Source organism: Streptomyces sp. NPDC048516 (assembly GCF_043199875.1).
Lineage (GTDB): Bacteria > Actinomycetota > Actinomycetes > Streptomycetales > Streptomycetaceae > Streptomyces.
In genome coordinates this window covers 60,741-82,700 of the sequence record NZ_JBICWS010000024.1, presented here as the reverse complement: position 1 = coordinate 82,700, position 21,960 = coordinate 60,741, and the positions used below count along the sequence as shown (strand labels likewise).

The 21,960-nt window shown below is 71.5% G+C and carries 16 protein-coding genes and 1 riboswitch; of the genes, 11 read left to right on the top strand and 5 right to left on the bottom strand.

Annotated elements, in window-relative coordinates; translation table 11 throughout:
• The first annotated feature begins 24 nt into the window (after positions 1-24).
• Positions 25-984 carry a TetR/AcrR family transcriptional regulator gene (locus ACGFR7_RS32785; protein WP_393326247.1) on the top strand — a complete coding sequence of 320 codons (960 nt, stop codon included), beginning with the start codon at positions 25-27 and terminating at the stop codon, positions 982-984.
• Positions 985-1,477: 493 nt separating this feature from the next.
• Positions 1,478-3,541, top strand: coding sequence for a sigma-70 family RNA polymerase sigma factor (locus ACGFR7_RS32780; protein WP_393326245.1), 2,064 nt, complete (start codon positions 1,478-1,480; stop codon positions 3,539-3,541).
• A gap of 91 nt (positions 3,542-3,632) precedes the next feature.
• On the opposite strand, the gene ACGFR7_RS32775 is transcribed toward ACGFR7_RS32780, so the two are convergent.
• Positions 3,633-5,732 (bottom strand): asparagine synthase-related protein, encoded by a 2,100-nt coding sequence (locus ACGFR7_RS32775; RefSeq protein ID WP_393326242.1) that lies wholly within the window; start codon positions 5,730-5,732, stop codon positions 3,633-3,635.
• Positions 5,733-6,647: 915 nt separating this feature from the next.
• Here ACGFR7_RS32775 and ACGFR7_RS32770 point away from each other — a divergent pair.
• The gene (locus ACGFR7_RS32770; protein WP_327225871.1) at positions 6,648-8,096 is read left to right on the top strand and encodes an MFS transporter; all 1,449 of its coding nucleotides are present in this window, start codon (positions 6,648-6,650) and stop codon (positions 8,094-8,096) included.
• Positions 8,097-8,427: 331 nt separating this feature from the next.
• A complete protein-coding gene (lhgO, locus tag ACGFR7_RS32765) occupies positions 8,428-9,648 on the top strand; it encodes an L-2-hydroxyglutarate oxidase (RefSeq protein ID WP_393326239.1) in 1,221 nt (406 codons plus the stop codon).
• A 154-nt stretch (positions 9,649-9,802) separates the two neighbouring features.
• Here lhgO and ACGFR7_RS32760 read toward each other — a convergent pair whose 3' ends face one another.
• A complete protein-coding gene (locus ACGFR7_RS32760; protein WP_393326237.1) occupies positions 9,803-11,062 on the bottom strand; it encodes a PQQ-binding-like beta-propeller repeat protein in 1,260 nt (419 codons plus the stop codon).
• Positions 11,063-11,726: 664 nt separating this feature from the next.
• Here ACGFR7_RS32760 and trmB point away from each other — a divergent pair.
• The 3 genes from trmB to ACGFR7_RS32745 all read left to right on the top strand — a co-directional run bounded on the left by trmB (position 11,727) and on the right by ACGFR7_RS32745 (position 15,641).
• Entirely contained in the window at positions 11,727-12,749 is a 1,023-nt protein-coding gene (gene trmB / locus ACGFR7_RS32755; protein ID WP_393326236.1) for a tRNA (guanosine(46)-N7)-methyltransferase TrmB, read from the top strand.
• A gap of 28 nt (positions 12,750-12,777) precedes the next feature.
• On the top strand, positions 12,778-14,076 hold the full coding sequence (locus tag ACGFR7_RS32750; RefSeq protein WP_393326233.1) for a PrsW family intramembrane metalloprotease: 1,299 nt from the start codon (positions 12,778-12,780) through the stop codon (positions 14,074-14,076).
• 362 nt (positions 14,077-14,438) lie between these two features.
• Complete coding sequence (locus ACGFR7_RS32745) at positions 14,439-15,641, top strand: YDG/SRA domain-containing protein (protein ID WP_393326230.1); 1,203 nt, start codon at positions 14,439-14,441, stop codon at positions 15,639-15,641.
• A gap of 75 nt (positions 15,642-15,716) precedes the next feature.
• Here ACGFR7_RS32745 and ACGFR7_RS32740 read toward each other — a convergent pair whose 3' ends face one another.
• Positions 15,717-16,364: an ATP-binding protein gene (locus ACGFR7_RS32740; protein WP_393326227.1), complete on the bottom strand. Its 648-nt coding sequence runs from the start codon at positions 16,362-16,364 to the stop codon at positions 15,717-15,719.
• 199 nt (positions 16,365-16,563) lie between these two features.
• Between ACGFR7_RS32740 and ACGFR7_RS32735 the strand changes: the two genes are divergently transcribed.
• The 3 genes from ACGFR7_RS32735 to ACGFR7_RS32725 all read left to right on the top strand — a co-directional run bounded on the left by ACGFR7_RS32735 (position 16,564) and on the right by ACGFR7_RS32725 (position 18,010).
• Positions 16,564-17,409, top strand: coding sequence for a helix-turn-helix domain-containing protein (locus tag ACGFR7_RS32735; RefSeq protein WP_393326225.1), 846 nt, complete (start codon positions 16,564-16,566; stop codon positions 17,407-17,409).
• The gene (locus ACGFR7_RS32730; protein ID WP_393326222.1) at positions 17,409-17,618 is read left to right on the top strand and encodes a DUF397 domain-containing protein; all 210 of its coding nucleotides are present in this window, start codon (positions 17,409-17,411) and stop codon (positions 17,616-17,618) included. The genes ACGFR7_RS32735 and ACGFR7_RS32730 overlap by 1 nt, the downstream gene beginning before the upstream one ends.
• Before the next feature lie 89 nt (positions 17,619-17,707).
• The gene (locus tag ACGFR7_RS32725) at positions 17,708-18,010 is read left to right on the top strand and encodes a hypothetical protein (RefSeq protein ID WP_393326219.1); all 303 of its coding nucleotides are present in this window, start codon (positions 17,708-17,710) and stop codon (positions 18,008-18,010) included.
• 133 nt (positions 18,011-18,143) lie between these two features.
• Here the strand turns inward: ACGFR7_RS32725 and ACGFR7_RS32720 are convergent, their stop codons facing one another.
• Together ACGFR7_RS32720 and ACGFR7_RS32715 are read right to left on the bottom strand one after the other, a co-directional pair.
• Positions 18,144-19,100 (bottom strand): aldo/keto reductase, encoded by a 957-nt coding sequence (locus ACGFR7_RS32720; protein ID WP_393326217.1) that lies wholly within the window; start codon positions 19,098-19,100, stop codon positions 18,144-18,146.
• A gap of 75 nt (positions 19,101-19,175) precedes the next feature.
• The gene (locus tag ACGFR7_RS32715; protein ID WP_393326214.1) at positions 19,176-20,300 is read right to left on the bottom strand and encodes a M23 family metallopeptidase; all 1,125 of its coding nucleotides are present in this window, start codon (positions 20,298-20,300) and stop codon (positions 19,176-19,178) included.
• Between the two features lie 11 nt (positions 20,301-20,311).
• A riboswitch (cyclic di-AMP (ydaO/yuaA leader) is annotated at positions 20,312-20,467 on the bottom strand.
• A 283-nt stretch (positions 20,468-20,750) separates the two neighbouring features.
• On the opposite strand from ACGFR7_RS32715, the gene ACGFR7_RS32710 reads away from it, so the two are divergent.
• The gene (locus ACGFR7_RS32710; RefSeq protein WP_393326211.1) at positions 20,751-21,917 is read left to right on the top strand and encodes a DUF2332 family protein; all 1,167 of its coding nucleotides are present in this window, start codon (positions 20,751-20,753) and stop codon (positions 21,915-21,917) included.
• The last annotated feature ends 43 nt before the right edge of the window (positions 21,918-21,960 follow it).

Here is a 21,960-nt window from a genome sequence, read left to right as displayed (position 1 = left end):
AGACGTCATTACCGGGGGATCACTATGCACATTCAGGGCTCTCATTGGCAGACCAACGTCGCTGTGGCGCATGCCGCCGACGACGCCGGGAGCGTGAAGGGGAACAACGGCACCAACAGCACCGGTTCCGGCAACGGCACCGGTCTGAGGAACGGTGCCCGCACGGGGACGGGGGGCCGGAGCACGCCACTGCGGGTGGATGCCCAGCGCAACCTGGAACATGTGCTGCGTGCCGCGCGCGAGGTGTTCGGCGAGCTGGGATACGGCGCGCCCATGGAGGACGTGGCACGGCGGGCCCGGGTCGGTGTCGGCACGGTCTACCGCCGCTTCCCCAGCAAGGACGTGCTGGTCCGCCGGATAGCCGAGGAAGAGACCTCACGGCTGACGGACCAGGCGCGTACGGCGCTGGGCCAGGAGGACGACGCGTGGTCCGCGCTGTCGCGCTTCTTGCGGACCTCGGTCGCCTCGGGTGCCGGACGGCTGCTGCCGCCGGGCATTCTGCGGGTGAGCGCGGACGCCGACCGGCCCACGCAACCGGCGGCGGACGGCATGGACGGGCCACGGATGCCGGACGGGCTGACGGACGGGTTGAGCGAGGCGCGGGTGCCGCAGCAGCGGATGGCGCCCGGCACGGACGGGGTCCCGGTCGATCTCCGGCTGGTCGCCCCGCGCGACACCCCGGAGGGCGAGCCGGCCCCGGTGGACGGGGCCGCGCCGGCCACTGCAGGTGATGGTGCCGGTGCCGATGCCGATGCCGATGCCGAGGAGATGGCGGGCGCCGGTGCGCTGCTGGAGGTCGTCGGGCGGCTCGTGGAGCGCGCCAGGGCGGCGGGTGAGCTGCGCGCCGATGTGACGGTCGCCGACATTCTGTTAGTGATCGCCACGGGCGCGCCCACGCTGCCCGAACCCAGCCACCAGCAGGCCGCCTCCGCGCGACTGCTGGAGATTCTGCTGGAGGGGCTGCGTTCGCGCCCTGCTGAGTGAGGTCCGGCGGCCGGCGCCGTCCGGTGGGCCCGATCGCCGGGTTCACCGGGCGGGGCCGGCCGGCTGGACGGTGCCGTCCCGCGGGACGGTGCCGACTCGCGGGACGGCGCCGACTCGCGGGACGGTGCCGTGTGCGACTGCGGAGCCCGTATGCGCCCTTGGGGCGGGTACGGGCTCCGCGTGCGTGTACCGGGCCCGGCCCGTAGGGGACTGCACGGGAGCTGTACGGGGGCTTGTACGGGGGCTTGTACGGGGGCTTGTACGGGGGCTTGTACTGGGGCTTGTACTGGGGCTTCCAGGGACACCCCCGTAAGGGCTCCGCGGAGGGTACGGCGCGTATGCGCGGCATGGCTCGTACGGGTGAACGTCCGTGCGGTCGTCCGCGTGCGCACCCCGGATGAGTGGATGGCGGTCAGGACCCTCAACCGCGGGGGTTCGGTGTGGCACGCTGGCGCGGTATTCCGGTGTGACGGCGGCTTCGGGGGCCTCGAAGATGGGTGTTGACGGGCGGGACGGGCGGCGCGACGGCGAGGCCGGGGTGGACGGGACCAGGGGCACGCCGCCCGGACAGCTCCCTGGCCAGGCCGGGCCGTTGGGAGCGAGTGCCCCGGTCGGCGGGCCGGCGGAGCGGCACGATCGCGCCCGTCATCCGGCGGACGCGGGGCCCAGCGTGCCGCCGCAGCGGGGGCGTTCCCACCGGGCGGACCCGGAAGCCGCCCCTGAGGGGGGCGAAATCCCGCCGTCCGACGCCCAGTTGCTCGCCAATCTGCGGACCGGGGACGACAGCGCGTACGAGGAGCTGTACCGCAGGCACGCCGAGGCGGTCCGGCGCTACGCCCGGAGCTGCTGCCGGGACGTGCACACCGCCGAGGATCTGACCGGTGAGGTCTTCGCGCGCACGCTGCAGGCGGTGCGCGGCGGCGCGGGGCCCGAATCCGCGGTGCGCGCCTATCTGCTGACCACCGTCCGCCGGGTCGCCGCCTCCTGGGCGAAGACGGCGCGGCGGGAGCAACTGGTGGAGGACTTCGCGGTGTTCGCGGTGTCCTCGGCCGGGGTGCCGGGGGACAAGGAGACCCTGGACCTGGGCGCGGACGTGCGCGCTCTGCACGAGGCCGAGCAGTCGATGGCCGTGCAGGCGTTCCGCAGTCTGCCCGAGCGCTACCAGACGGTGCTGTGGCACACCACGGTCGAGGAGGAGTCGCCCAGCGAGGTCGCCCCGCTGCTCGGGCTGACCGCGAACGCCACCGCCGTACTGGCGCACCGCGCCCGCGAGGGCCTTCGGCAGGCGTATCTGCAGGCGCATGTCAGCCAGTCGCTGACCGCGGGCGGCGACTGCGCACGGTATGCCGACCGGCTCGGTGCCTTCGCCCGCGGTGGGCTGCGGATGCGGGCCGAGCGGGGGCTGCGCAAGCATCTGGAGGCGTGTGCCCGGTGCCGGATGGCCGCGCTGGAGGTCGAGGACGTCAACCAGCGGATCGGGGCGCTGCTGCCGGTCGCGGTCATCGGCTGGTTCGCCGCGGGGTACGCCGTCAAGGCGGCGGCCGCGGCGGTGGGTGCCGCGGGAGCGGGCGCGGCAGCCGGTGCCGGTGCGGCGGCTGCGGGCGGTGCGGCGGCTGCGGGCGGTGGTGGTTCCGCGGCCACGGGCGGCGGTGGTGCCGGTGCGGTGGGAAGTGCTGGTGGTGCCGGGGGTGCCGGTGGTCCCGGTGGTGCGGCCGTGGGTAAGGGGCTGGGCGCGGCGGTGAAGGTCGGTCTCGGCGTGGGGGCGACGGTGGTGGCGGGCGCGGTGCTGGCGCTGGCGCTGACCGGCTTGCCGGGGCCGGCGCCGAAGCCGCGGGCCGGATCCGCGCAGCCGGCCCCGGCCGCGCCGCAGAAGCCGTCGTCCGGGCCGTCGGGGTCGGCGCTGCCGCCGGCGTCCGGTGCCGCACCGGCCCCGAAGGACAGCGCGAAGCCGCGCCCGAAGTCGCCGCCGACGCGCACCTCGCGCCCCGCGCCGGCGCCCGCCCCGCCACGGACTCCGCAGCAGCCCGCGCCGCGCCCGGCCCCTCCCTCGCCCCCTGCCCCCGGTCCCACGCCGCCGCAGGCCACGCCGCCGGAGCCCACACCGCAGCCGCCGCTGCCCGCCCCGACCGGGTACCCGCTCCGTGCGCTCGACCACGACTTCACGGGCGACGGCAGCAAGCCGGAGGTCCGCACCCTCGGCAGCAGCTGGCTGTGGCAGCGGGAGTCACCGAAGATCGCCGGCACGACGTATGCGCAGGGTGCGAGCGTGCACGCGCGCTCCTCGGTGACCATCGACCTCAACCGCGGGTGCACCGCGTACGACGCCGTGGCGGGCATCGACGATCTCAGTCTGGGGCTGGGAGCGCTGCGCTTCTCCGTTTACGCGGACGGGGTGCGGCTGTGGCGGTCGGCAGCGGTGCACGGCGGGCAGCGGGCGGTGCCGGTGCACGTCCCGCTGACGGGCCGTAAGACGCTGCGGCTGGTGACCGAGCCGGCCTCGCCCGTCGCTGTGGTGGCGCTGGGGGACTGGGCGCAGGCGACGATCAGCTGTCGTTGAGGGGCCGGGGCGACCCCCGACGCTCCGGCTACGACCACCCGCTACCGGATACCGGCTATCGGCTACCGGCTACCGGCTACCGGCTACCGGCTCATGCCAGCCGCGCACGGGGCACGACCCCGCCCGCGACCGCCTTCTGGCGCGGCGCCCCCGCCCCCGTCCAACACGTCCCGCGCCGCGCCACCAACCGCCGCAGCCACAGCTCCGTGGAGACCAGCTCGGCCAGTCCGTCCAACGGCAGCGCCGCCCCCTCCGCCGCCGACCGCAGCGCCTTGCGGACCACCCGCGCCTCCACCAGCCCCGCATCGGCCAGCAGTGGCGTGTCGAAGAGCTGTACCAGGCCGCCTATGGCGCCGCGCAGCCCGGCGCGTACGGCGGCCGCCTGGGTCAGGTGTGAGGTGGCGCCCCAGCCGGGCGGCAGATCCCGTACGCCGGCCCCGGCCAGTACGGAGCGCAGTACCGCGGCCCGTGCCCCCGGCTGCACCCGCAGGGTGTCCGGCAGGGCGCGGCAGGCGAGCACCACCTGGTTGTCGAGGAAGGGGGCGTGCAGCCGCTGGTTTCGGATCTCGGCGGCTTGCTCGAAGACGCGGTGGTCCGCGGCCTGACGGGCCAGCGCGGCGCGGGCCCGCCGCTCCCCGGGGTGGCCTGCGGCGGGCGAGCGGTGTGCCGCTTCGCTGAGACGAACCGATACTTCGGCCAGCGCCTCCCCCGTGAGCCAGCGCGCCGCGGGTCCCGGCCCGCACCAGGCGAGCGCGGCCAGAGAGGCGTCCACGGCCCCGCCGGCCAGTGGCTCGTCGGCGAACTGCCGCTCCAGGAGGCGCCGCGCCGTATCGGCGAGGCCGGACGGGTACGGCGTACGGGCGAGCCTGCGGGCGGCCCGGTAGACGGTGAAGGGGACGAGGACGGAGTGTGCGGAGGGGCCGTCGGCCTTGGCCAGCGCGGTGACCGGGCGCAGCAGATGGCGCCGGCGGCGGTCCATGAGCAGGTCGGCGAGGCGGGCCGGGTGTGCGTCGAGGACCTGACGGGCGCCGTGTCCGACGAAATGGTCCGCGCTGCCGGCCAGCAGGCGGCGGCGGTGGCGGCTCGCGGTGGTGAGGGAGGGGCCCGGCTCGTCCGTGAGCGGGCCCGCGCCGAGGTCCGCATACGGAAGGGCCTCTTCGCCGGCCGCGACGACGACATGGTGCAGCCGCGGGTTGTCGGCGAGGGTGCGGGCGCGCTCCAACTCGGCCTCGTGGTGGGCCGCTTCGCCCGTGGTGGCGCGGTCGTTGAAGGTGACGGCCAGGAGGCGTTCGCCGTGACCGTCCAGCCGTCCGGGACGGCCGGGGAGACCGGCCGCCAGGAGGGCGAGGGTTCCGGAGGCACTGCCTCCGGAGAGGTCGGCGCCGACGCCGGGGGCCGGTGCCCCGCGCGCCGCGCGCCGCTCGGCGGGCCCCATGCCGGGCACCGGTCCGGGGTCGAGACCGTCGAGCCCGTCCGGATCGGGGGCGTGCCGGAGCCCGGCCAGCCGTACGCGGACGGCTTCGACCAGGGCGTCGCGGACTCCGTCCACGGCCTGTTCCGGGGCGAGTTGGGGGGCGGCGACGGCGAGCGAGGCGGTCGGCTCGAAGGAGGTGATGTCGCGGGCGCCGCCGCGCAGCACCAGGGCGTGGCCGGGCGGGGTCCGGCGGACGCCTTCGTACGGCGTGCCGGCGCCCAGCGCCTCGGGGATGTCCGGGCAGGCCAGCAGCGCGGCCAGGTGGCCGATGTCGAGGCCGGCCTCGACGAGGTCGGCGAGCGGGAGGGCGGCGGTGGCGTAGGCGGTGCCGCCGGCCCAGGGGGTGTGGAAGACGGGCCGGGCACCGGCCAGGTCTCCGGTGACGGTGATCCGCCGCCCCACCTGGACGACGGCGGTGTAGCTGCCGGGCCAGGTGGTGAGGTGGCGCAGTGCGCCCCCGCGCGCCGCGAACAGGCCCACCCGCAGTTGGTCGTCGGTGGCTCCGCAGATGCCGAAGACCGCGAGCCGGGTCTCGGCGTCGGCCTGTACGACCCGGACCTCGTCCGGCCGCCAGTCGCCGACCGCCCAGAGGGGATCGGGGTCGCCCCACAGCAGCTGGGCGCCCACGGGGAGGACCGCGCGGCTCTCCTCGCCCGCCATCGGCCCCGTGCCGGCCGGCCCCGTGGCGGCACTGCTCCACCCCACCAACCAGCGCATGGCCGCCTCCACCCGATTCCCCGTGCGCCGGGGCCAACGGCCGCCCCGTACAGCGGATTGCCCGGCTGTCGCCGAGCTGTTGTGGCGACCATGCTGCCATGACAGGGGCGCGCAGGAGGCGCCGGAGCGGGCCTGTATACGGGCGGTTCGCGCCGCGTGCGCCGGTCGAGGGGCCGTCGGTGGGTCCGCGGGGGCGTCACGGGCCCCTCGGACGGGCCCCACAGGAGCCCCGCGGGCGGGCCGCGGGCGGGCCGCTGACGGCGGAGAGGACGGCAGAGCGGACGGCGGAGCGGAGGGGGCGCGGGGCAGACGGAACGGCCGTGCGAGCCGGGCCCGCGGATACGTCCCGCACGGGCGGGAGGACTCCGCCGCCTCGGCCCCCGCCCCGGGCGCGAGCGCTCCGTCACCTCGGCCCCGGGAGGCCCCCCGTGTGGCCCCCAGGGCGTCCCCCGAGCAGGCGGCGGCGTGAAATCATCACCCGTCGATTTTCGGCCAAAGTCCGTACGACACAGCCAAGTTGACGTATTCGGGCATGGCGTCCACCGGCGACACGACCGGCCGCGACCGGCCGGCGACCGGTCTGCGCGACGGTCCGGGAGGCGGGCTGCGCCCCCCGGACCGGACCGCCACCCGCGGGGAATTGAGGTGACGGTATCCCCCAGCCCACTGGATCCAGTGCAGCGGGCCGACCCACGCAGAAGACATGGAAGCGCTCCCGGAAACGGGCGGCCAGCGCGCACGAACGGGCGCACGGGCACACGTACCCGGAGCACATGCCAATTCCCGTACCCCTGTTTGAACACGAATCTCGCCATCCGGGACACCGGCACTTAACGGTCGGGATCCGGCGAACTACTCTGGGTGGACGCATGCCCCGGGGTACCGGGGCGGCCGTCGCTGTGTCGAGGGGTGCGCATGTCCAGGGATATACGCGGGCCGAACGAAAAGCTCGGCACTGTTCTCGCCCTCGCGGGTATCAGCAATGCCGGACTGGCACGCCGGGTCAACGACCTCGGTGCGCAGCGCGGACTGACGCTTCGCTATGACAAGACGTCGGTGGCGCGGTGGGTCTCCAAGGGCATGGTGCCGCAGGGCGCCGCGCCCCATCTGATCGCGTCCGCGATCGGCAGCAAGCTCGGCCGGCCGGTTCCGCTGCACGAGATCGGACTGGCCGACGCGGACCCGGCGCCCGAGGTAGGCCTGGCATTTCCCCGCGATGTGGGCGCCGCGGTGCGCTCCGCGACCGAGCTGTACCGTCTCGATCTGGCCGGACGGCGGGCGGGCGGCGGCGGCATCTGGCAGAGCCTGGCCGGATCCTTCGCCGTCAGCGCGTACGCCACTCCCGCCTCGCGCTGGCTGATATCCCCGGCCGACAGCTCGGTGGCGCGGGAGGCCGCCGAGGCCCGCGACAAGGACGCCGCGGCGGCCGGCGACGGCGGGATTCCGCAGCACGTCGGCCACAGCGACGTCAGCAAGCTGCGCGAGGCGGCGGAGGACGCGCGCCGCTGGGACTCCAAATACGGCGGCGGGGACTGGCGTTCCTCGATGGTCCCGGAATGCCTCCGGGTGGATGCGGCCCCGTTACTCCTCGCCTCGTACAGCGATGAGGTGGGCCGTGCGCTCTTCGGGGCGACCTCCGAACTCACCCGGCTCGCCGGGTGGATGGCCTTCGACACGGGCCAGCAGGAGGCCGCGCAGCGCTACTACATCCAGGCGCTGCGGCTCGCCCGCGCGGCCGCCGACGTCCCGCTCGGCGGATATGTCCTCGCCTCGATGTCCCTCCAGGCGACCTACCGGGGCTTCGCCGACGAGGGCGTCGACCTCGCCCAGGCGGCCCTGGAACGCAACCGCGGCCTGGCCACCGCCCGCACCATGAGCTTCTTCCGTTTGGTCGAGGCGCGGGCGCAGGCCAAAGCCGGTGAGGCGCGCGCCTGCGAGGTGGCGCTGAAGGCCTCCGAGGGCTGGCTGGAGCGCTCCCGCGGCGGCGACCCCGACCCCTCGTGGCTGGACTTCTACTCGTACGAGCGCTTCGCCGCCGACGCCGCCGAGTGCTACCGCGATCTGCGGCTGCCCCGCCAGGTGCGCCGCTTCACCGAGCAGGCGCTCTCCCGTCCCACCGAGGAATTCGTCCGCTCGCACGGTCTGCGCCTGGTCGTCTCCGCTGTCGCCGAACTGGAGTCCGGCAATCTGGACGCGGCCTGCGCGGCGGGCACCCGCGCGGTCGAGGTGGCAGGACGGATCTCCTCCGCCCGCACCACCGAGTACGTCCGCGATCTGCTGCACCGCCTGGAGCCGTACGGCGATGAGCCCCGGGTGGTCGAGCTGCGGGAGCGGGCGAGACCGCTGCTGGCGGCACCGGCTTAGGCGAGGGCGTGGGGGTGCGGGCCGGACGGGGGACCGCGCCGAGGAGCCATACCGGGGGCGTACCGGGGTCGGGCTGAGGGATGCCGGCCGACCGGGGCTCGGCACGCCGGCCCCGTACGGCGTCCGGCCCCGTCCGGACCCGGACGCCGTACGGGCCCGCACGCCGTACGGATCCCGGCCCCTCCGGCCCTGCCCTGTCCGGACCCCGACCCGTCCGATCGGCATTGTCAGTGCCGGACGTCATGATGGGATACGTCGTCGGGCAATGATGCGGATGAGGCGCAGGTCCGCGGCGACGGGCGAGCCTGGGTCATGCGGTTGGGGAGGTGCAGTGGCGGCGTACGACTGCGATGTGCTGGTGATCGGTGCCGGCATCGTCGGGCTCTCTACGGCCTACGCGATCACGCGTGCCGCACCCGGCACACGCGTCGTGGTCCTGGAGAAGGAGCCGGGCCCGGCCCGTCATCAGACCGGGCGCAACAGCGGTGTGATCCACAGCGGTATCTACTATCCGCCCGGTTCCCTCAAGGCCCGCTTCGCTCTGCAGGGCTCGGCGGAAATGGTGAAGTTCTGCACCGAGAACGACATTCCGCACGAGGTCACCGGCAAGCTGATCGTCGCCACGGACCGCAGCGAGCTGCCGCGGCTGCACGGCCTGATCCAGCGCGGCCGCGAACACGGCCTGCCGGTGCGCGAACTGGGCCCCGCCCAGATAGCCGAGTACGAGCCCGAGGTGGAGGGCCTGGCCGCCATCCATGTCGGCACGACCGGCGTCTGCGACTTCGCCGCGGTCGCCCGCCGGTTCGCCCGGCTCGCCGAGGACGCCGGCACCCGGATCGTCTACGGCACCGAGGTGACGACCATCGGCCGCCGCCCCGGCCGGGTGGCGGTCCGCGGCGCCGACGGCACGGTCCACCGTGCCCGTGCCCTGGTCAACTGCGCCGGCCTGCACTGCGACCGGATCGCCCGGCTGGCCGGCGATGCCCCGGGTATGCGGATCGTCCCGTTCCGCGGTGAGTACTTCACCCTCGCTCCGGAACGCGCCTCGCTCGTCCGCGGCCTGGTCTACCCGGTCCCCGACCCGGCCTTCCCGTTCCTCGGCGTCCATCTGACCCGCGGCATCGACGGCGCCGTCCACATCGGCCCGAACGCCGTCCCCGCCCTGGCCCGCGAGGGCTACGACTGGCGCACGATCCACCCCGCCGAGCTGGCCGGCACCCTCGCCTACCCCGGCTCCTGGCGGATAGCCCGCCGCCACTGGCGCTACGGCGCCGGCGAACTGCACCGCTCCCTGTCCCGGTCCGCCTTCGCCGACGCGGTCCGCCGCCTGCTCCCGGCCGCCCGCGAGGAGGACCTGGTGCCGTCGCCGGCCGGTGTCAGAGCCCAGGCCGTCCTCCCCGACGGCACCCTCGTCGACGATTTCCTCTTCGCCGAATCCCCCGGCATGATCCACGTCCTCAACGCTCCGTCCCCGGCCGCCACGGCCTCGCTCCCCATCGGGCGCGAGGTGGCACGGCGGGTGCTGGGGCTGCTGGGGCGCAGCCGCGCATGACAGAGCGGCGCTCGGACCTCCGCTCACAAGAACGCCGCTCGAACCCGCTCTCGTAAAAACGCCGCTCGGCCCCTCCTCCGGTAAGAGGCGGGGCCGAGAGGCGGCGGATCCGTGGCGGTGACGGCGTGACGGGCCGGACGGCGCCCGGGCGACGTCAGGCGAACGGCACCTCGAAGGCCTGCACGCCCGGTCGGTTGTCGGTGAGCCGCTCGCTCTGGATGAAGAGCATGTTGTCCCTGTCCAAGGCCACCGACATATCGCTGGGGGCCGGGAGGTTGTGCTCCTTCTCGTAGAGCGTGCCCTTCACCTTCTCCTTGCCGTCACGCAAGCCGACCGAGACCACCAGCTCCTTCACTGCGGAGGCGCCGCTGTCGGGCGAATCGGTCACGATCATCAGGCCTTGGTTGTTCACACCGGCGATGGCCGCCGAGCCGCGCTTCTTCCACAGCAGCTTGCCCGTCTTCATGTCCATCGCCGCAAGCCCGTTGGTGGCACCGTAACCGGCCACCAGAATCTGCTCGTCCTCGTCGACGTAGGTGTTGCGCGGCTCGAACTTCAGGTCCTTCAGCTCGCCCGAGAGCTGGATGGTGTGGTCCGGCTTGCCCTTGTCCGTATAGGTCTGGATGTAGTGCACGGGATCGGCCGTGCTGCCGCTCTCCGTCAGCAGCGTCAGGGGCCAGTCCGAGAGGGTCCGCACGATCGCGTGGTCCTCACCCGTGACCGTCGAATGGATGCTGTCGTACTCCAGGTCCTGGAGCGACAGCTGCTTCTGCGGCTTGGCATCGGAGCAGTCGCTGACCACCGCCAGGTACTGGGGGCTCAGCCCGACCGAGTTGGTGCACTCATGACCGCGTGCGGTCAGCTCCCAGACCCTCGCTCCACGGCCGACGGAGAAGCCGGCATAGGTCTGGCCGATCGTGACGGCGACGACCTTGCTGTTCACCACGACCCGCGGCTGGTGCTCCGCGCCGTGACCGTCCTGAAGGTTCTTGGACCACAGCGTGCGGCCGGTGTCGGTGTCGACGACGGAGAGATAGGAGCAGTCGTCGCCACCCGCGTCGAAGACCACGGCGCCCACGCCGTCGTCACTGGGCTCCGCGGACATCGCGCAGACCTCGCCCGCGCCCTTGGGCGTCTTGACGGTCCACTTCTTCTTGCCGGTCTTGCGGTTGTAGGCCCGTACGCCCTCGCCGTCGCCGTAGATGATGTCGTCGTTGTTGAACCACATCGAGCGCAGCCCGTTCTCGTTCTGGCCCGCGCGCTCGGACGCGGGCGACGCCGCCTCCCACTTCCGCGACAGGGCGTTCGCGGGCCGGGCGGCGCCCGAGTCGGCGGAGTCCCCGGAGAAGAGGAAGTACCCGCCGACGCCGGCAGCCACCAGCAGGACCATCACGATCGTCAGGATGAGCGGCACGGGCACACCGCTGCGCCTGGGCCCGCCCGGCCCGCCCTGGAACTGGGGCGGCATGGGCCCACCGGGGTACGGCACCTGGCCTGGCACCTGGCCTGGCATCGGCCCCTGATTCTGGGTGTACGGCGGGGGTGGCTGCTGGCCGCCCTGAGGCACGGGGTAACCCTGCGGGGGCGGCCCCTGGGGCCCGCCCATCGGCGGCGGGTACTGCGCGCCTCCCGGCCCGGGCTGGGCGGGCGGGGCCCCGTACGGGCCGGGAGGCACCTGCCCCGGACCCGCGGGCGGCTGTTCCGGAGGTCCGTACGCTCCCGCGGGCGGCGGGGCGGCCTGCCCCGGTGCCGGCGGGCCGGCGGGCGGCACTCCCGGAGCTCCCTGGCCGGGCGGCTGTGGCCCCTGCGCGTTCCCGCCGTACCCCTGGCCGCCCTGCGACACGATGAACCAACCCCCTGATTTGTTTTGCTCACGTCAGCGCCGCATCGTATGCATGCCGCTACACACCGCGCCAACCTCCCTTTTCGCGAAGGTTCCGGTCCCCGCTCAGCAAGCGCCAAGCACCTCGGAGGCTCCGTACGGGCCCCGGGCCGGCCCCGGGCTGGCCCCGTGCCGGCCCCGGGCTGGCCCCGTGCTCCCCTCCCCCCGAACCTGCGCCCCGTAGAATCGACGCACTGTGTCCGAGAACCTCACCACCCCCGCCACCCCCGCCAGCGCTGCCGCGGAAGCAGCCGCTCCGGCAGCCGGCGCCCAGGTCTCCCCCGCCCGGGAATCCGACGTGCAGCGAACCGGCCCGCAGAAGGCCGAGGCACCCGGCGCCGACACGCACGAGGCCGCCTCACACGTGGCCGACGCGCACGAGGCCGCCTCACACGAGGCCGACGCGCACGAGGCCGCCTCACACGAGGCCGACGCGCAGGAAGCCCGCAGCCTCGGCTCCACCGCCGTCTCGGCCGCCACCCCGCGCCGCGGTGCGCCCATGTTCCCCGACGGAACCGGCCCCGCTGCCGACCCCGCCGGATCGCATCACGAGCGCCGGATCCGCTCCTTCCAGCCGCGCCGCAGCCGTGTCTCGCCCACCCAGGCGGATGCGCTGCGCCGCCTGTGGCCCACCTGGGGGCTGGACATCGACGGGCTCTCCCGTATCGATCTCGACGCCTTCTTCGACGGGCTGCCGGTCGTGCTGGAGATCGGCTTCGGCATGGGCGAGGCCACGGCACAGATGGCCGCCGCCGACCCGGGCACCGGCATCCTCGGCTGCGACGTCCACACCCCGGGGCAGGGCAATCTGCTCGGTCTCGCGGAGCGGAACGGCCTGTCCAACATCCGGGTGGCCAACGGCGACGCCATCATCCTGCTGCGCGAGATGCTGGCCCCCGCCTCCCTTGCCGGCCTGCGCGTCTACTTCCCTGACCCCTGGCCGAAGAAGCGCCACCACAAGCGCCGCCTCGTCCAGCCGGAGTTCATCGCCCTGGCGACCACCCGGCTCGCGCCCGGTGCCCTCGTGCACTGCGCGACCGACTGGGAGCCGTATGCCGAGCAGATGCTCGAAGTCCTCTCCGCCGAGCCGACGCTCGAAAACCTCTACCCCGGCTATGCGCCGCGCCCGGACTTCCGCCCGCTCACCAAGTTCGAGGGCCAGGGCCTGGACAAGGGGCATGCCGTCCACGACCTCCTCTTCCGCCGCCGCGACGCGTAGGGCGAACGCCGCTCGTTAGGGTCGACGGGTGTACCCGTCCCAGCCGCCCCCGCACCCGCCGTCCGCACCCGCCCCTCCCCCGTACACACCCCACCCGCACGAGGACGCGGTCACGCACCGCCGCCGGACGGCTCCCTGGAACAGCACCACCCTCCGCGCCGTCGCCCTGGTCTCGATGCTCGCGCTCTCCGGCGTGATCATCATCGGCATGGTCCGCCAGGAGACCGGCACCGAAGGCTTCCTGGTCGGCCTCGGCCTGGCCGTCTTCCCCGTGCCGCTCCTCCTCGCGGCGTTCTGCTGGCTCGACCGCGTCGAGCCCGAGCCCTGGCGCAACCTCGCGTTCGCCTTCGCCTGGGGCGCCTGCGCCGCCGCCCTGGTGGCGCTCCTCGCCAATGGCTTCGCCACCGACTGGCTGGCCGCCAATATCGCCTCGGCCTCGCCCTCCGAGGCCGAGGCCTGGGGCGCCACGGTCATCGCCCCGGTCGTCGAGGAGGTGGTCAAGGCCGCCGCGGTGCTCTTCCTCTACCGCTTCCGCCGCAACGACTTCGACGGCATCACGGACGGCATCGTCATCGCCGGCATCACCGCCACCGGTTTCGCCTTCACCGAGAACGTCCTCTACCTGGGCAACGCCTTCGGCGAGGACCAGTCGATGGGCCACTCCGGTCTGGACTCCCTCACCGCCGGCGCCTTCTTCTTCCGCATCATCGTCTCCCCCTTCGCCCACCCGCTCTTCACGATCCTCACCGGCCTCGCGTTCGGCATCGCCGCCACCCGCTACCCCCGGCGCCGCGCCGCCCGCATCACGCTCGCCCTCCTCGGCCTGCTCACCGCCGTCCTCCTGCACGCCATCTGGAACGGCGCCTCCTCCCTCGGCGACCCCGGCTTCCTCCTCGTCTACGGCCTCTTCATGGTCCCCGTCCTCCTCGCCCTCACCTGGCTGGCGATCTGGGCCCGCAACCAAGAACTGCTCTCCCTGCGCGGCTACCTCGCCCCCTACATCACCGCCGGCTGGCTCACCCCCACCGAACCCGCCGCCCTCTCCTCCCTCAAAACCCGCGCCCTGGCCCGCGACATCGCCCGCACCACCCAGGGCCCCGCCGCCGCCCGCGCCGTCACCGAGTACGCCACCGTCGCCACCACCCTGTCCTTCCACCGCCGCCGAGCCCATCTCTTGGGCCCGTCCCCCGACTTCTTCCACCGCGAACAACACTTGCTGCAGCATTTGCGGCACTACCAGCAGTGGGGGCGGGCGGCGTTGGTGGATGCGTGGGTGACAAGAGAGCAGTCGTGCGACTCCGGCGACTCTCCTTGCCGCCGCAGATGATGTCTGCTCTGCCAAGCGCGACAACAACCGCTGTCCCCAGAGCGATTGCCTGCTAACCGCAGCGGCCCGTATCCCCCTCGACAGTGGTGTACGAACCATCTGTACTGGGCAACTAGCCCTGGTTTATGAGTGGTCCACCCACTCCCGCCACACCCGAGATCGAGGGAAACACCAAGTTGTCCGAGCCCCAGCAGGAACGTGCCACTCGCTTCTTGGAGGCACTTGCCTCCCTGCCTCTTCATCGCCCATCCGGTGAACCATCGAGGGATCAGCCCATCGCACTCCTATGGGCGATCAGCCGTGCGGCCGAAGGTGCAGACCGCCTCACCTCATGGAACAAGGCAAAGACCGACCTTCGGGCCATGCTTACGGAGTACGACTCCATAGGTTCACACCCGACACCCGAGAGCACTTTTCTGGAGTTGCGCCAATTCCCCTTCTGGGAGATTCACAGCACGAATGACGAGGCACCAGACTCTAGGGATCTGGACGCAGTTGCGGGGCTTGCCGAGCAAACGTCCGAGGGTGGACTGGAGGCCTCGCTGTACGAACAGCTCGCCTCAGATAAGGATCTGTGTCGGGATGCAGTAAAGCTGCTACACGAACAATACTTCCAGGACTATCGTCTTGATCTCCTACTCCTGGAAGCAGGGATCCCTGGGGCCGAATTTGACGGCTTCGGACCTCCTCCACATGTACGGGTGGGGGATATCTTCAAGAGGCGACGAACGCTGGCACGAGCAAGGGTCCACCGGCCCACGATGGCCGGAATCTGCGGAACGCGAGCCAGCGGCGCCGAGTCCATCGTCGTATCCGGAGGCTACGAAGACGATGAAGACTATGGCGATGAAATAATCTATACCGGGCAAGGAGGGCGGGACGAGAAAACGAAGAAGCAATGCAAAGATCAAGAGCTGACTCTAGGGAATGCAGCCTTGGTCACCAGCTACTCCACTGGGGCGCCTGTGCGCGTGATCCGCGGCGCGGGCGGTGACCGTCGACACTCACCAGCGGCTGGACTCCGGTACGACGGCCTCTACCGAGTGGAGGAATGCTGGTCCCAACGCGGCGAATCAAACTTCCTTGTATGGCGCTATAGACTCCGCGCAATCGGCTCCGCCGACAAACAGGCCGCCAAGAACATCACGCGCGCATCCCCGACTGGCAACTCCACCCCCGGGCGCAAGGAAACCTCCACCCAGCGCATCATCCGAAGCACCAAGGTAGCCGACTACGTAAAGAAGATCCACGCATACACTTGCCAAGTATGCGGACTACGCATTGAAACCCCTACGGGCGCCTACGCTGAAGCCGCACACATTAAGCCACTCGGCCAACCGCACGACGGGCCCGATGAGATCGATAACGTTCTATGCCTGTGCCCAAACCACCACGCAGCCTTCGACTTCGGAATGCTGATCATTAACGATGACCGGTCCGTTACACAACGAGGCTCCGAGCCTCGAACCTACCAACTGCGCGAGATGCCCGGGCATACAGTGAACGCCAAACACCTCGCGTATCACCGAGACCACCACGAACACCTAAACGCCCCCGCGGAATAGCCTTCCGTACCCCCTCTCTGGCGTCAATGTGCGAGAGAGGGGGTACGTCCCCTCAGTTCCGCCCCATCATCACACCTAGCCCACGACTCCACGCTCACCCTCGAAGCACATTTGCGCATGGTCGAGAACCGTATCGGGATCACTCCCCTGTGCCTGCAACCAACGAAGGACTTCAGCGATGAGACCGACAGCCGCCGCCTCCTGAGCAACGAAGCGCAGCGGCCGTCCGTGAACTGCCCGACCCGGCATGCCTTGACTGGAAGACAGCGGTACCTCTGCCCCCGATGGCAGGCCGTTCGCATCTCGGACCTGAGCCATGCACGATGAGCTGATCTCACACCAGGTGGTTTTGCCGTGCGCGGCAGCCGTCACCCCCCAACGGTCCGCCATGGCCGCCACCAGACCCAGCCCTCGCCCAGTTTCCGAGGTAGGCGCGACACCAAGGAGCCTTGGGAACCGGCCACTCTCCGCATCCCGAACGGAAATGCGCAGATGCGCATCCCTCACCATGACCGACAGGACAGCGGCAGCCCCTTCGCCTACATGGTTGATGACGTTGGTGGCCAGCTCGCTGACACAGAGCTGCGCCGCATCAACCACTCCCGAAAGTCCCCACAGTTCGAGGTAGAGACTCGTCAGACGGCGTAACTCGGCCACCTCTGCCGGCCTCGCGGTGAAGGGATGGACCCACTCCGTACTCGACATGCGGTGGGCGGCATTCATCTGCCCCAACTCCTTTGCTTGCCCACGACCGCGACGTCACTCCTGGCCATCGCGTGATGACTCTCGGTTCCCTGAGTGCGATAGTGGCAGCGCGCATCCCTTCGTGCAATGTGCACAGCGGGATTCGCTCTATCGAGTGATTGGCCCGTACCTGCCCTCGCGGCAAGAATGAACGCCCGTCAAAACAAGGAGAGTTGCCGTGGCCGGTTCGCCCACCGCTCGTCGTCGCCGGCTTGCGATCGAGCTGAAGAAGCTCCGTGAGGACCATGGACTGACCTGCAACCAGGTGGGCGAGTCGCTGGACTGGAGCGGTTCCAAGGTCAACCGCATGGAGACGGGCCAGGGGCGCATCCAACCGTCAGACATTGATGCGCTGTGCCGCTTCTACAACACCACTGACGAGCTACGCGAACTCCTCAAGGACCTTGCCAAGCACTCCAAGACGCGGGGTTGGTGGCACGCATACGGCAGCGCCGTACCCACCTGGTTCTCCGTGTACGTCGGCCTTGAACAGGCAGCCTGCAGCTTGCGCACCTACGAGTCCGAGTTCGTGCCTGGGCTCCTGCAAACCGCCGATTACGCCAGGGAGCTCCACCGCGCTACGGCCCAGCCAAGCCCCGACGACGTCGAGCAGATGATCGCCGTGCGCATGGAGCGACAGGCACTCCTCACCGCTCCTCAGGCACCAGATTTGTGGGCGATCCTGCACGAGAGCGTCTTGCGGCATGCCATCGGTAACCGGGAGGTGATGCAGGCCCAGTTCGAACGCTTGTTGAAGGTGGCGCAGTTGAAGAACGTCACGGTCCAGGTGCTGCCGTTCGACTCGGGCAGCTACCCCGCAACGGGGGCGTACACGATGTTGGGGTTCCCTGAGCAAGAGGACCCGGGCATCGTCTATCGAGATGGCCTGACAGATGCTGTCTATCTGGAGCAACCCAGCGACATCGCGCAGTATGCAAAGGCATTCGACAACTTGCGGGCACTGTCCTTGAGTCCGCAGCAGTCCAGTGCCCTCATTACCGAAGCGATGCAAGGACTCATCTGATGACTCACACAGCGCCTCTCGTCTGGCACAAGAGCAGCTACAGCAACGGCTCCGGCGGCAACTGCATAGCGACGGCGACGCCCGACGAATCCACCGTTCTGGTCCAAGACACGAAGGTTCCCGGGGGCCAGATACTCAACTTCACCTGCGGAGCTTGGCAGGACTTCGTCGCCTGCGTTCAGCACCCGGATTGGAATGTCCGCGCCTAACACGGTCCATCACAGAGAGCATCGTCCGAGCCTCATGGACTCTCCCCGTAAGGTCGTCACAGTTGTCCCCTGATGTGGAGGTTTCTGTGATGGCCGGCGTACCGACGAGTGTGATCGCAGCAACCGGGCTCGTAGGCGGCTACGCCACCGCCCGCTGGACCAGGAAGCGGCCGCTCGGCGGGGTGGCGCTCGCTGCGGCCGGGGCCGTGGCGGCCAAGGGGTGGCAGGAGAAGGCGGGGAATGCGACGGCGGCGGTGCTGAGTGGGGCGTACGTGGCCGCGTTTGCCGGGTCGCATCCGTTGGCCAAGAAGATCGGGGCGTGGCCTGCGGTGTTCGCGGTGGCGGGTGGGGTGGCGCTCGCGTCGTGGGTGGCGGTGGATCGCCGGAAGTAGAGCGGGAGCAGAGAGCGGGAGCGGAGAGCGAGAGCGGAGAGCGAGAGCGAAGAGCGGGAGCAGAGAGCGAGAGCGGGGAGGGTCGGGGCGGGGCTGCTGTGGCCCCGCCCCGACCCGCCCCGGCGCTCGTGGTTCAGGCAGACGCCTCGTTCAGCAGCGCCAGTTCCGCCTGGGTCAGCGTCAGGTCGGCCACCGCCAGCAAAGCCGGCAGCTGTGCCACCGTGCGGGCGCTGGCGATGGGGGCCGCGACGGTGGGCTGGGCTGCGAGCCAGGCGAGGGCGACGGTGGCCACCTCGGCTTCGTGGGCCGCGGCGACGGTGTCGAGGGCCTGCAGGACACGCTGACCGCGGTCGGTGTCGACGTGCTGGGCCGCGCCGCCGGAGCGGGCACTGTCGACGGTGGTTCCCGGGCGGTACTTGCCGGTCAGGAAGCCGGAAGCCAGGGCGTAGTACGGGACCGCGGCGAGGCCGTGGCGGGCGGCGGTGTCGGCGAGTTCGCCCTCGTAGGTGTCGCGGGAGACCAGGTTGTAGTGCGGCTGGAGGGCGACGTAGCGGGCCAGGCCCTCGCGGGCGGAGAAGGCCAGGGACTCCTCCAGGCGCTCCGCCGAGATGTTGGACGCGGCGATCTCGCGGACCTTGCCGGCCCGGACGAGGTCGTCGAGGGCGGTAAGGAACTCGCCGACCTCCACCGATTCGTCGTCGTAGTGGGTGTAGTAGAGGTCGATGTAGTCGGTGCGCAGGCGGGTGAGGGAGAGCTCGACCGCGGACTTGACGGTGGCGGCGGACAGGCCCTTGTGGTCCGGGTGGGCACCGACCTTGGTGGCGATGACGACATCGTCGCGGTTGCCGCGGGAGGTCAGCCAGTTGCCGAGGACGGTCTCGGATTCACCGCCCTTGTTGCCGGGGACCCAGGCCGAGTAGACGTCGGCGGTGTCGATGAAGTTGCCACCGCCCGCGACGTAGGCATCGAGCACGGCGAAGGATTCGCTCTCGTCGGCCGTCCAGCCGAAGACGTTACCGCCGAGGGACAGCGGGGAGACGGAGAGCGAGCCCAGGGACTGATGATTCCGGGGGGTGTGTGTCGCGGTCATACGTGGTGGCAACGTCGGGGGAGCGGAGTTATTCCCTCCGTTCCCTCTCCCCCGACGGCACATCCCGTCAGGCGTTCACACCTTGATGCCGTGATCGCGCAGCCACGGCATGGGGTCTATCGGGTCGCCGGCGTCGGGGCGCACCTCCAGGTGGAGGTGCGGGCCGGTGACATTGCCGGTGGCGCCGACGCGGCCGATGACATCGCCCGTGCTGACCTTGCCGGAGGTCTTCACCATCGAGGACAGATGGCAGAACCAGAGTTCGGTGCCGTCGTCGAGGGTGAGGACGATGCGGTAGCCGTACGAGCCGGCCCAGCCGGCCTGGGTGATGGTGCCGGAGTGCACGGCCTTGACGGGCGTGCCGGTCGGCGCGGCGAAGTCCTGGCCGGTGTGGTCCGCGGCCCAGCGGTCGCCGGCCTGGCCGAAGCTGGCGGTGAGGGTGAACGAGGAGACGGGAGCGATGAAGTTCTTCGCCAGCTTGGCGAGGCGGGCGGCCTCCGCCTTCTGACGGGCCGCTTCTTCGGCCTCGCGCTTGGCCTCCACTTCGGCCGCCTTCTTGGCTGCTGCGGCCTTTTCGGCCGACTTCTGGTGGGCGTCGGCTGCCTTATCGGCGGTCTGGAAAGCGGCGTGTTCGGCGCCCTCACGGGCCTCCTGCTCGGCGGCGCCCTGCTGCGCGTCGGCCTGCTGGAGGATGCGGCTGCGCAGCGCCTCACCGGCGTCCGCGCCCGAGGCCGCGTTGCCGGCCGCGGCGGAGGCCGTGCCCGTGTCCCTGCCTGCGGCCGAGGCCGCGGCCGTATCCGTGCCCTCGTCGGCGTCCGCGTCCGCGTCCGATATGAGGTCACCAACGCCGGGGAGGGACTTGACGTCCGGCAGCTTGTCGGCGAGGTCGTCGGCCATTCCGCCGACGTCGGGCATCGAGATCGGCACCGGAGGGCGGCCCTCGGCCGTGGCCATTCCGCCGGCACCGACCGCCGCGATGACGCCGACGCCCAGGACCGTGCCACCGCGGGCGAGCCCGCCGCCACGCTGCTTGGCCACCCGGTGCTTGCCGCGGACCGAGCGGACGGAATCCTCGGTGGGATTCCATTCCTCCCACGGTCCGTCGTTGTTGTTGTCCGCATCACCGGGGCCCGGGAAGGCACCTCGGTCATCGAGGTCGTAGGCGGACGGACCCTCGGGGGCAGGCCTGTTGGACGCCACGGGGGCGCTCTCCTTTCCTTCCTTCTCGCCTACCGGGTTAGCTGACGGGTTCGGAGCAGGAAGGTCTCCTACGGGCGCCCGCTGGCGGAGAGCGTCCGATTCACCCCAAGGAAGTGGTTCCCCGGTTCCCTTGGTGCAGTTCGAGGTGCTGGAGGTGCGTGAAAAGCGCGTGCGGGATTCGGCGTCGGCGCACGGTGCCGCCTCTTGCGACGGCTGGGACGACCGCGCTGCGTTATCGGACAGTAATAGAGATCGTGGTCGAATTCCAAGCCTTCCCGGGATTTCGTAGCGGCTGGGCAGGAGCTTTGGCGTGGACTTTTTCGGCCAGCACGGCCGCAAACCGGGCGAGTTGACCGCCCTCCCCTAAACGATCTCGCGGCGATTGTGCACCAGTCGTTATGCGGAGGGGTGCCCCTCGGTGACGGAACGTGAGAGCAGTAACGTCGGATCATGGCCGTCAACGTCGGGAACACCGGGAACACCCGTCACGTCGCGCGCGCCGTTGCCGGCACATGGGGGCTGGCGGAGCGGTACCGGGAGTTCTCCTGGCGTCAGGCGCGGGGGCGGTCCGCGGCGCATGAGGAGCTGAGCGCGCGGATCAGCCAGGACCCGGAGCTCTGCGATCTGCTGTCGGGGTCGCTGCCGGCCGGCGGCGCCCAGCAGCCGGAGCTTCTGCTCGCCGCCGTCCGCTATCTCGACGGCCCGCACGCCGAGCTGGGGCCGCGCGGCGAAACGGCGTACGGCCGCTGGCGCGAGTGGACGGTACGGCACTGGAGCGAGGTGCGTGCGGTGATCATGCAGCGCTCGTCCCGGACCGATGAGCCGGCCCACTGCGCGACGCTGCTGCCGCTGCTCGCCCGCCTGCCGCAGCCGCTGGCGCTGCTGGAGGTCGGCACGTCGGCGGGGCTGTGTCTGCATCCCGATCGCTATGGCTACCGCTACCGCCATCGCTACCTGCGCTCGTACGAGGACGACGGGGGAAGCGGTATCCGTCGCTCCGAGGCAATGGCAGTGGCAGTGGCAGGGGCGCCGGAGAGCCCGCTGGTGCTGGAGTGCCGTAGTACGGGGTGGGCGGCCGACGAGCTGCCCGGCCTGGACCGGATGCCGCGGATCGTCTGGCGGGCCGGAATCGGCCTCGACCCGCTCGACCCGGCCGCCGAACCGGACGATCTGCGCTGGCTGCAGGCGCTCGTATGGCCGGGCGACGGGGCACGGGCGGCGCGGCTGGCCGCGGCCGTCGAGGCGGTACGGGCGGCGCCACGGCCGCGGATGGTGCGCGGCGATCTGCTCCACGAGCTGCCCGCGCTCGCCGCCGAGGCACCGCCCGAGGCCACGCTGGTCATCTTCCACAGCACCGCGCTGGCCGGCCTCGCGCCCGCCCGCCGCGAGGAGTTCGCGCATCTCGTGCGGTCGCTGCTGCGCGGACGGCCCGGCGGCGGGCACTGGGTCTCCCACGAGCACCACTCCGTCCTGCCCTGGATCCCCACGCCGGCGCCCCGTTCGCCGCACCCGCATGACGCGCTGCTGACCCTCGCCCTGGACGAGCGCCCGGTCGCGCTCAGCGGTCCGTACGGTGAAAGCCTGCACCGGCTCCCGGGGGCGGAGGGCGTGGTGTAAGGCCTGCCGCAGGGGACGGCGAGCGTTGCCGGGGCTACGGCCC

Excerpts from the sequence above, each read along its gene's own strand:
- ACGFR7_RS32785 (WP_393326247.1), top strand. The coding sequence starts at position 25 with ATGCACATTCAGGGCTCTCATTGGCAGACCAACGTCGCTGTGGCGCAT.
- ACGFR7_RS32780 (WP_393326245.1), top strand. The coding sequence starts at position 1,478 with ATGGGTGTTGACGGGCGGGACGGGCGGCGCGACGGCGAGGCCGGGGTG.
- ACGFR7_RS32775 (WP_393326242.1), bottom strand. The coding sequence starts at position 5,732 with ATGCGCTGGTTGGTGGGGTGGAGCAGTGCCGCCACGGGGCCGGCCGGC.
- ACGFR7_RS32770 (WP_327225871.1), top strand. The coding sequence starts at position 6,648 with ATGTCCAGGGATATACGCGGGCCGAACGAAAAGCTCGGCACTGTTCTC.
- ACGFR7_RS32745 (WP_393326230.1), top strand. The coding sequence starts at position 14,439 with ATGCTTACGGAGTACGACTCCATAGGTTCACACCCGACACCCGAGAGC.
- ACGFR7_RS32740 (WP_393326227.1), bottom strand. The coding sequence starts at position 16,364 with ATGAATGCCGCCCACCGCATGTCGAGTACGGAGTGGGTCCATCCCTTC.
- ACGFR7_RS32730 (WP_393326222.1), top strand. The coding sequence starts at position 17,409 with ATGACTCACACAGCGCCTCTCGTCTGGCACAAGAGCAGCTACAGCAAC.
- ACGFR7_RS32725 (WP_393326219.1), top strand. The coding sequence starts at position 17,708 with ATGGCCGGCGTACCGACGAGTGTGATCGCAGCAACCGGGCTCGTAGGC.
- ACGFR7_RS32720 (WP_393326217.1), bottom strand. The coding sequence starts at position 19,100 with ATGACCGCGACACACACCCCCCGGAATCATCAGTCCCTGGGCTCGCTC.
- ACGFR7_RS32710 (WP_393326211.1), top strand. The coding sequence starts at position 20,751 with ATGGCCGTCAACGTCGGGAACACCGGGAACACCCGTCACGTCGCGCGC.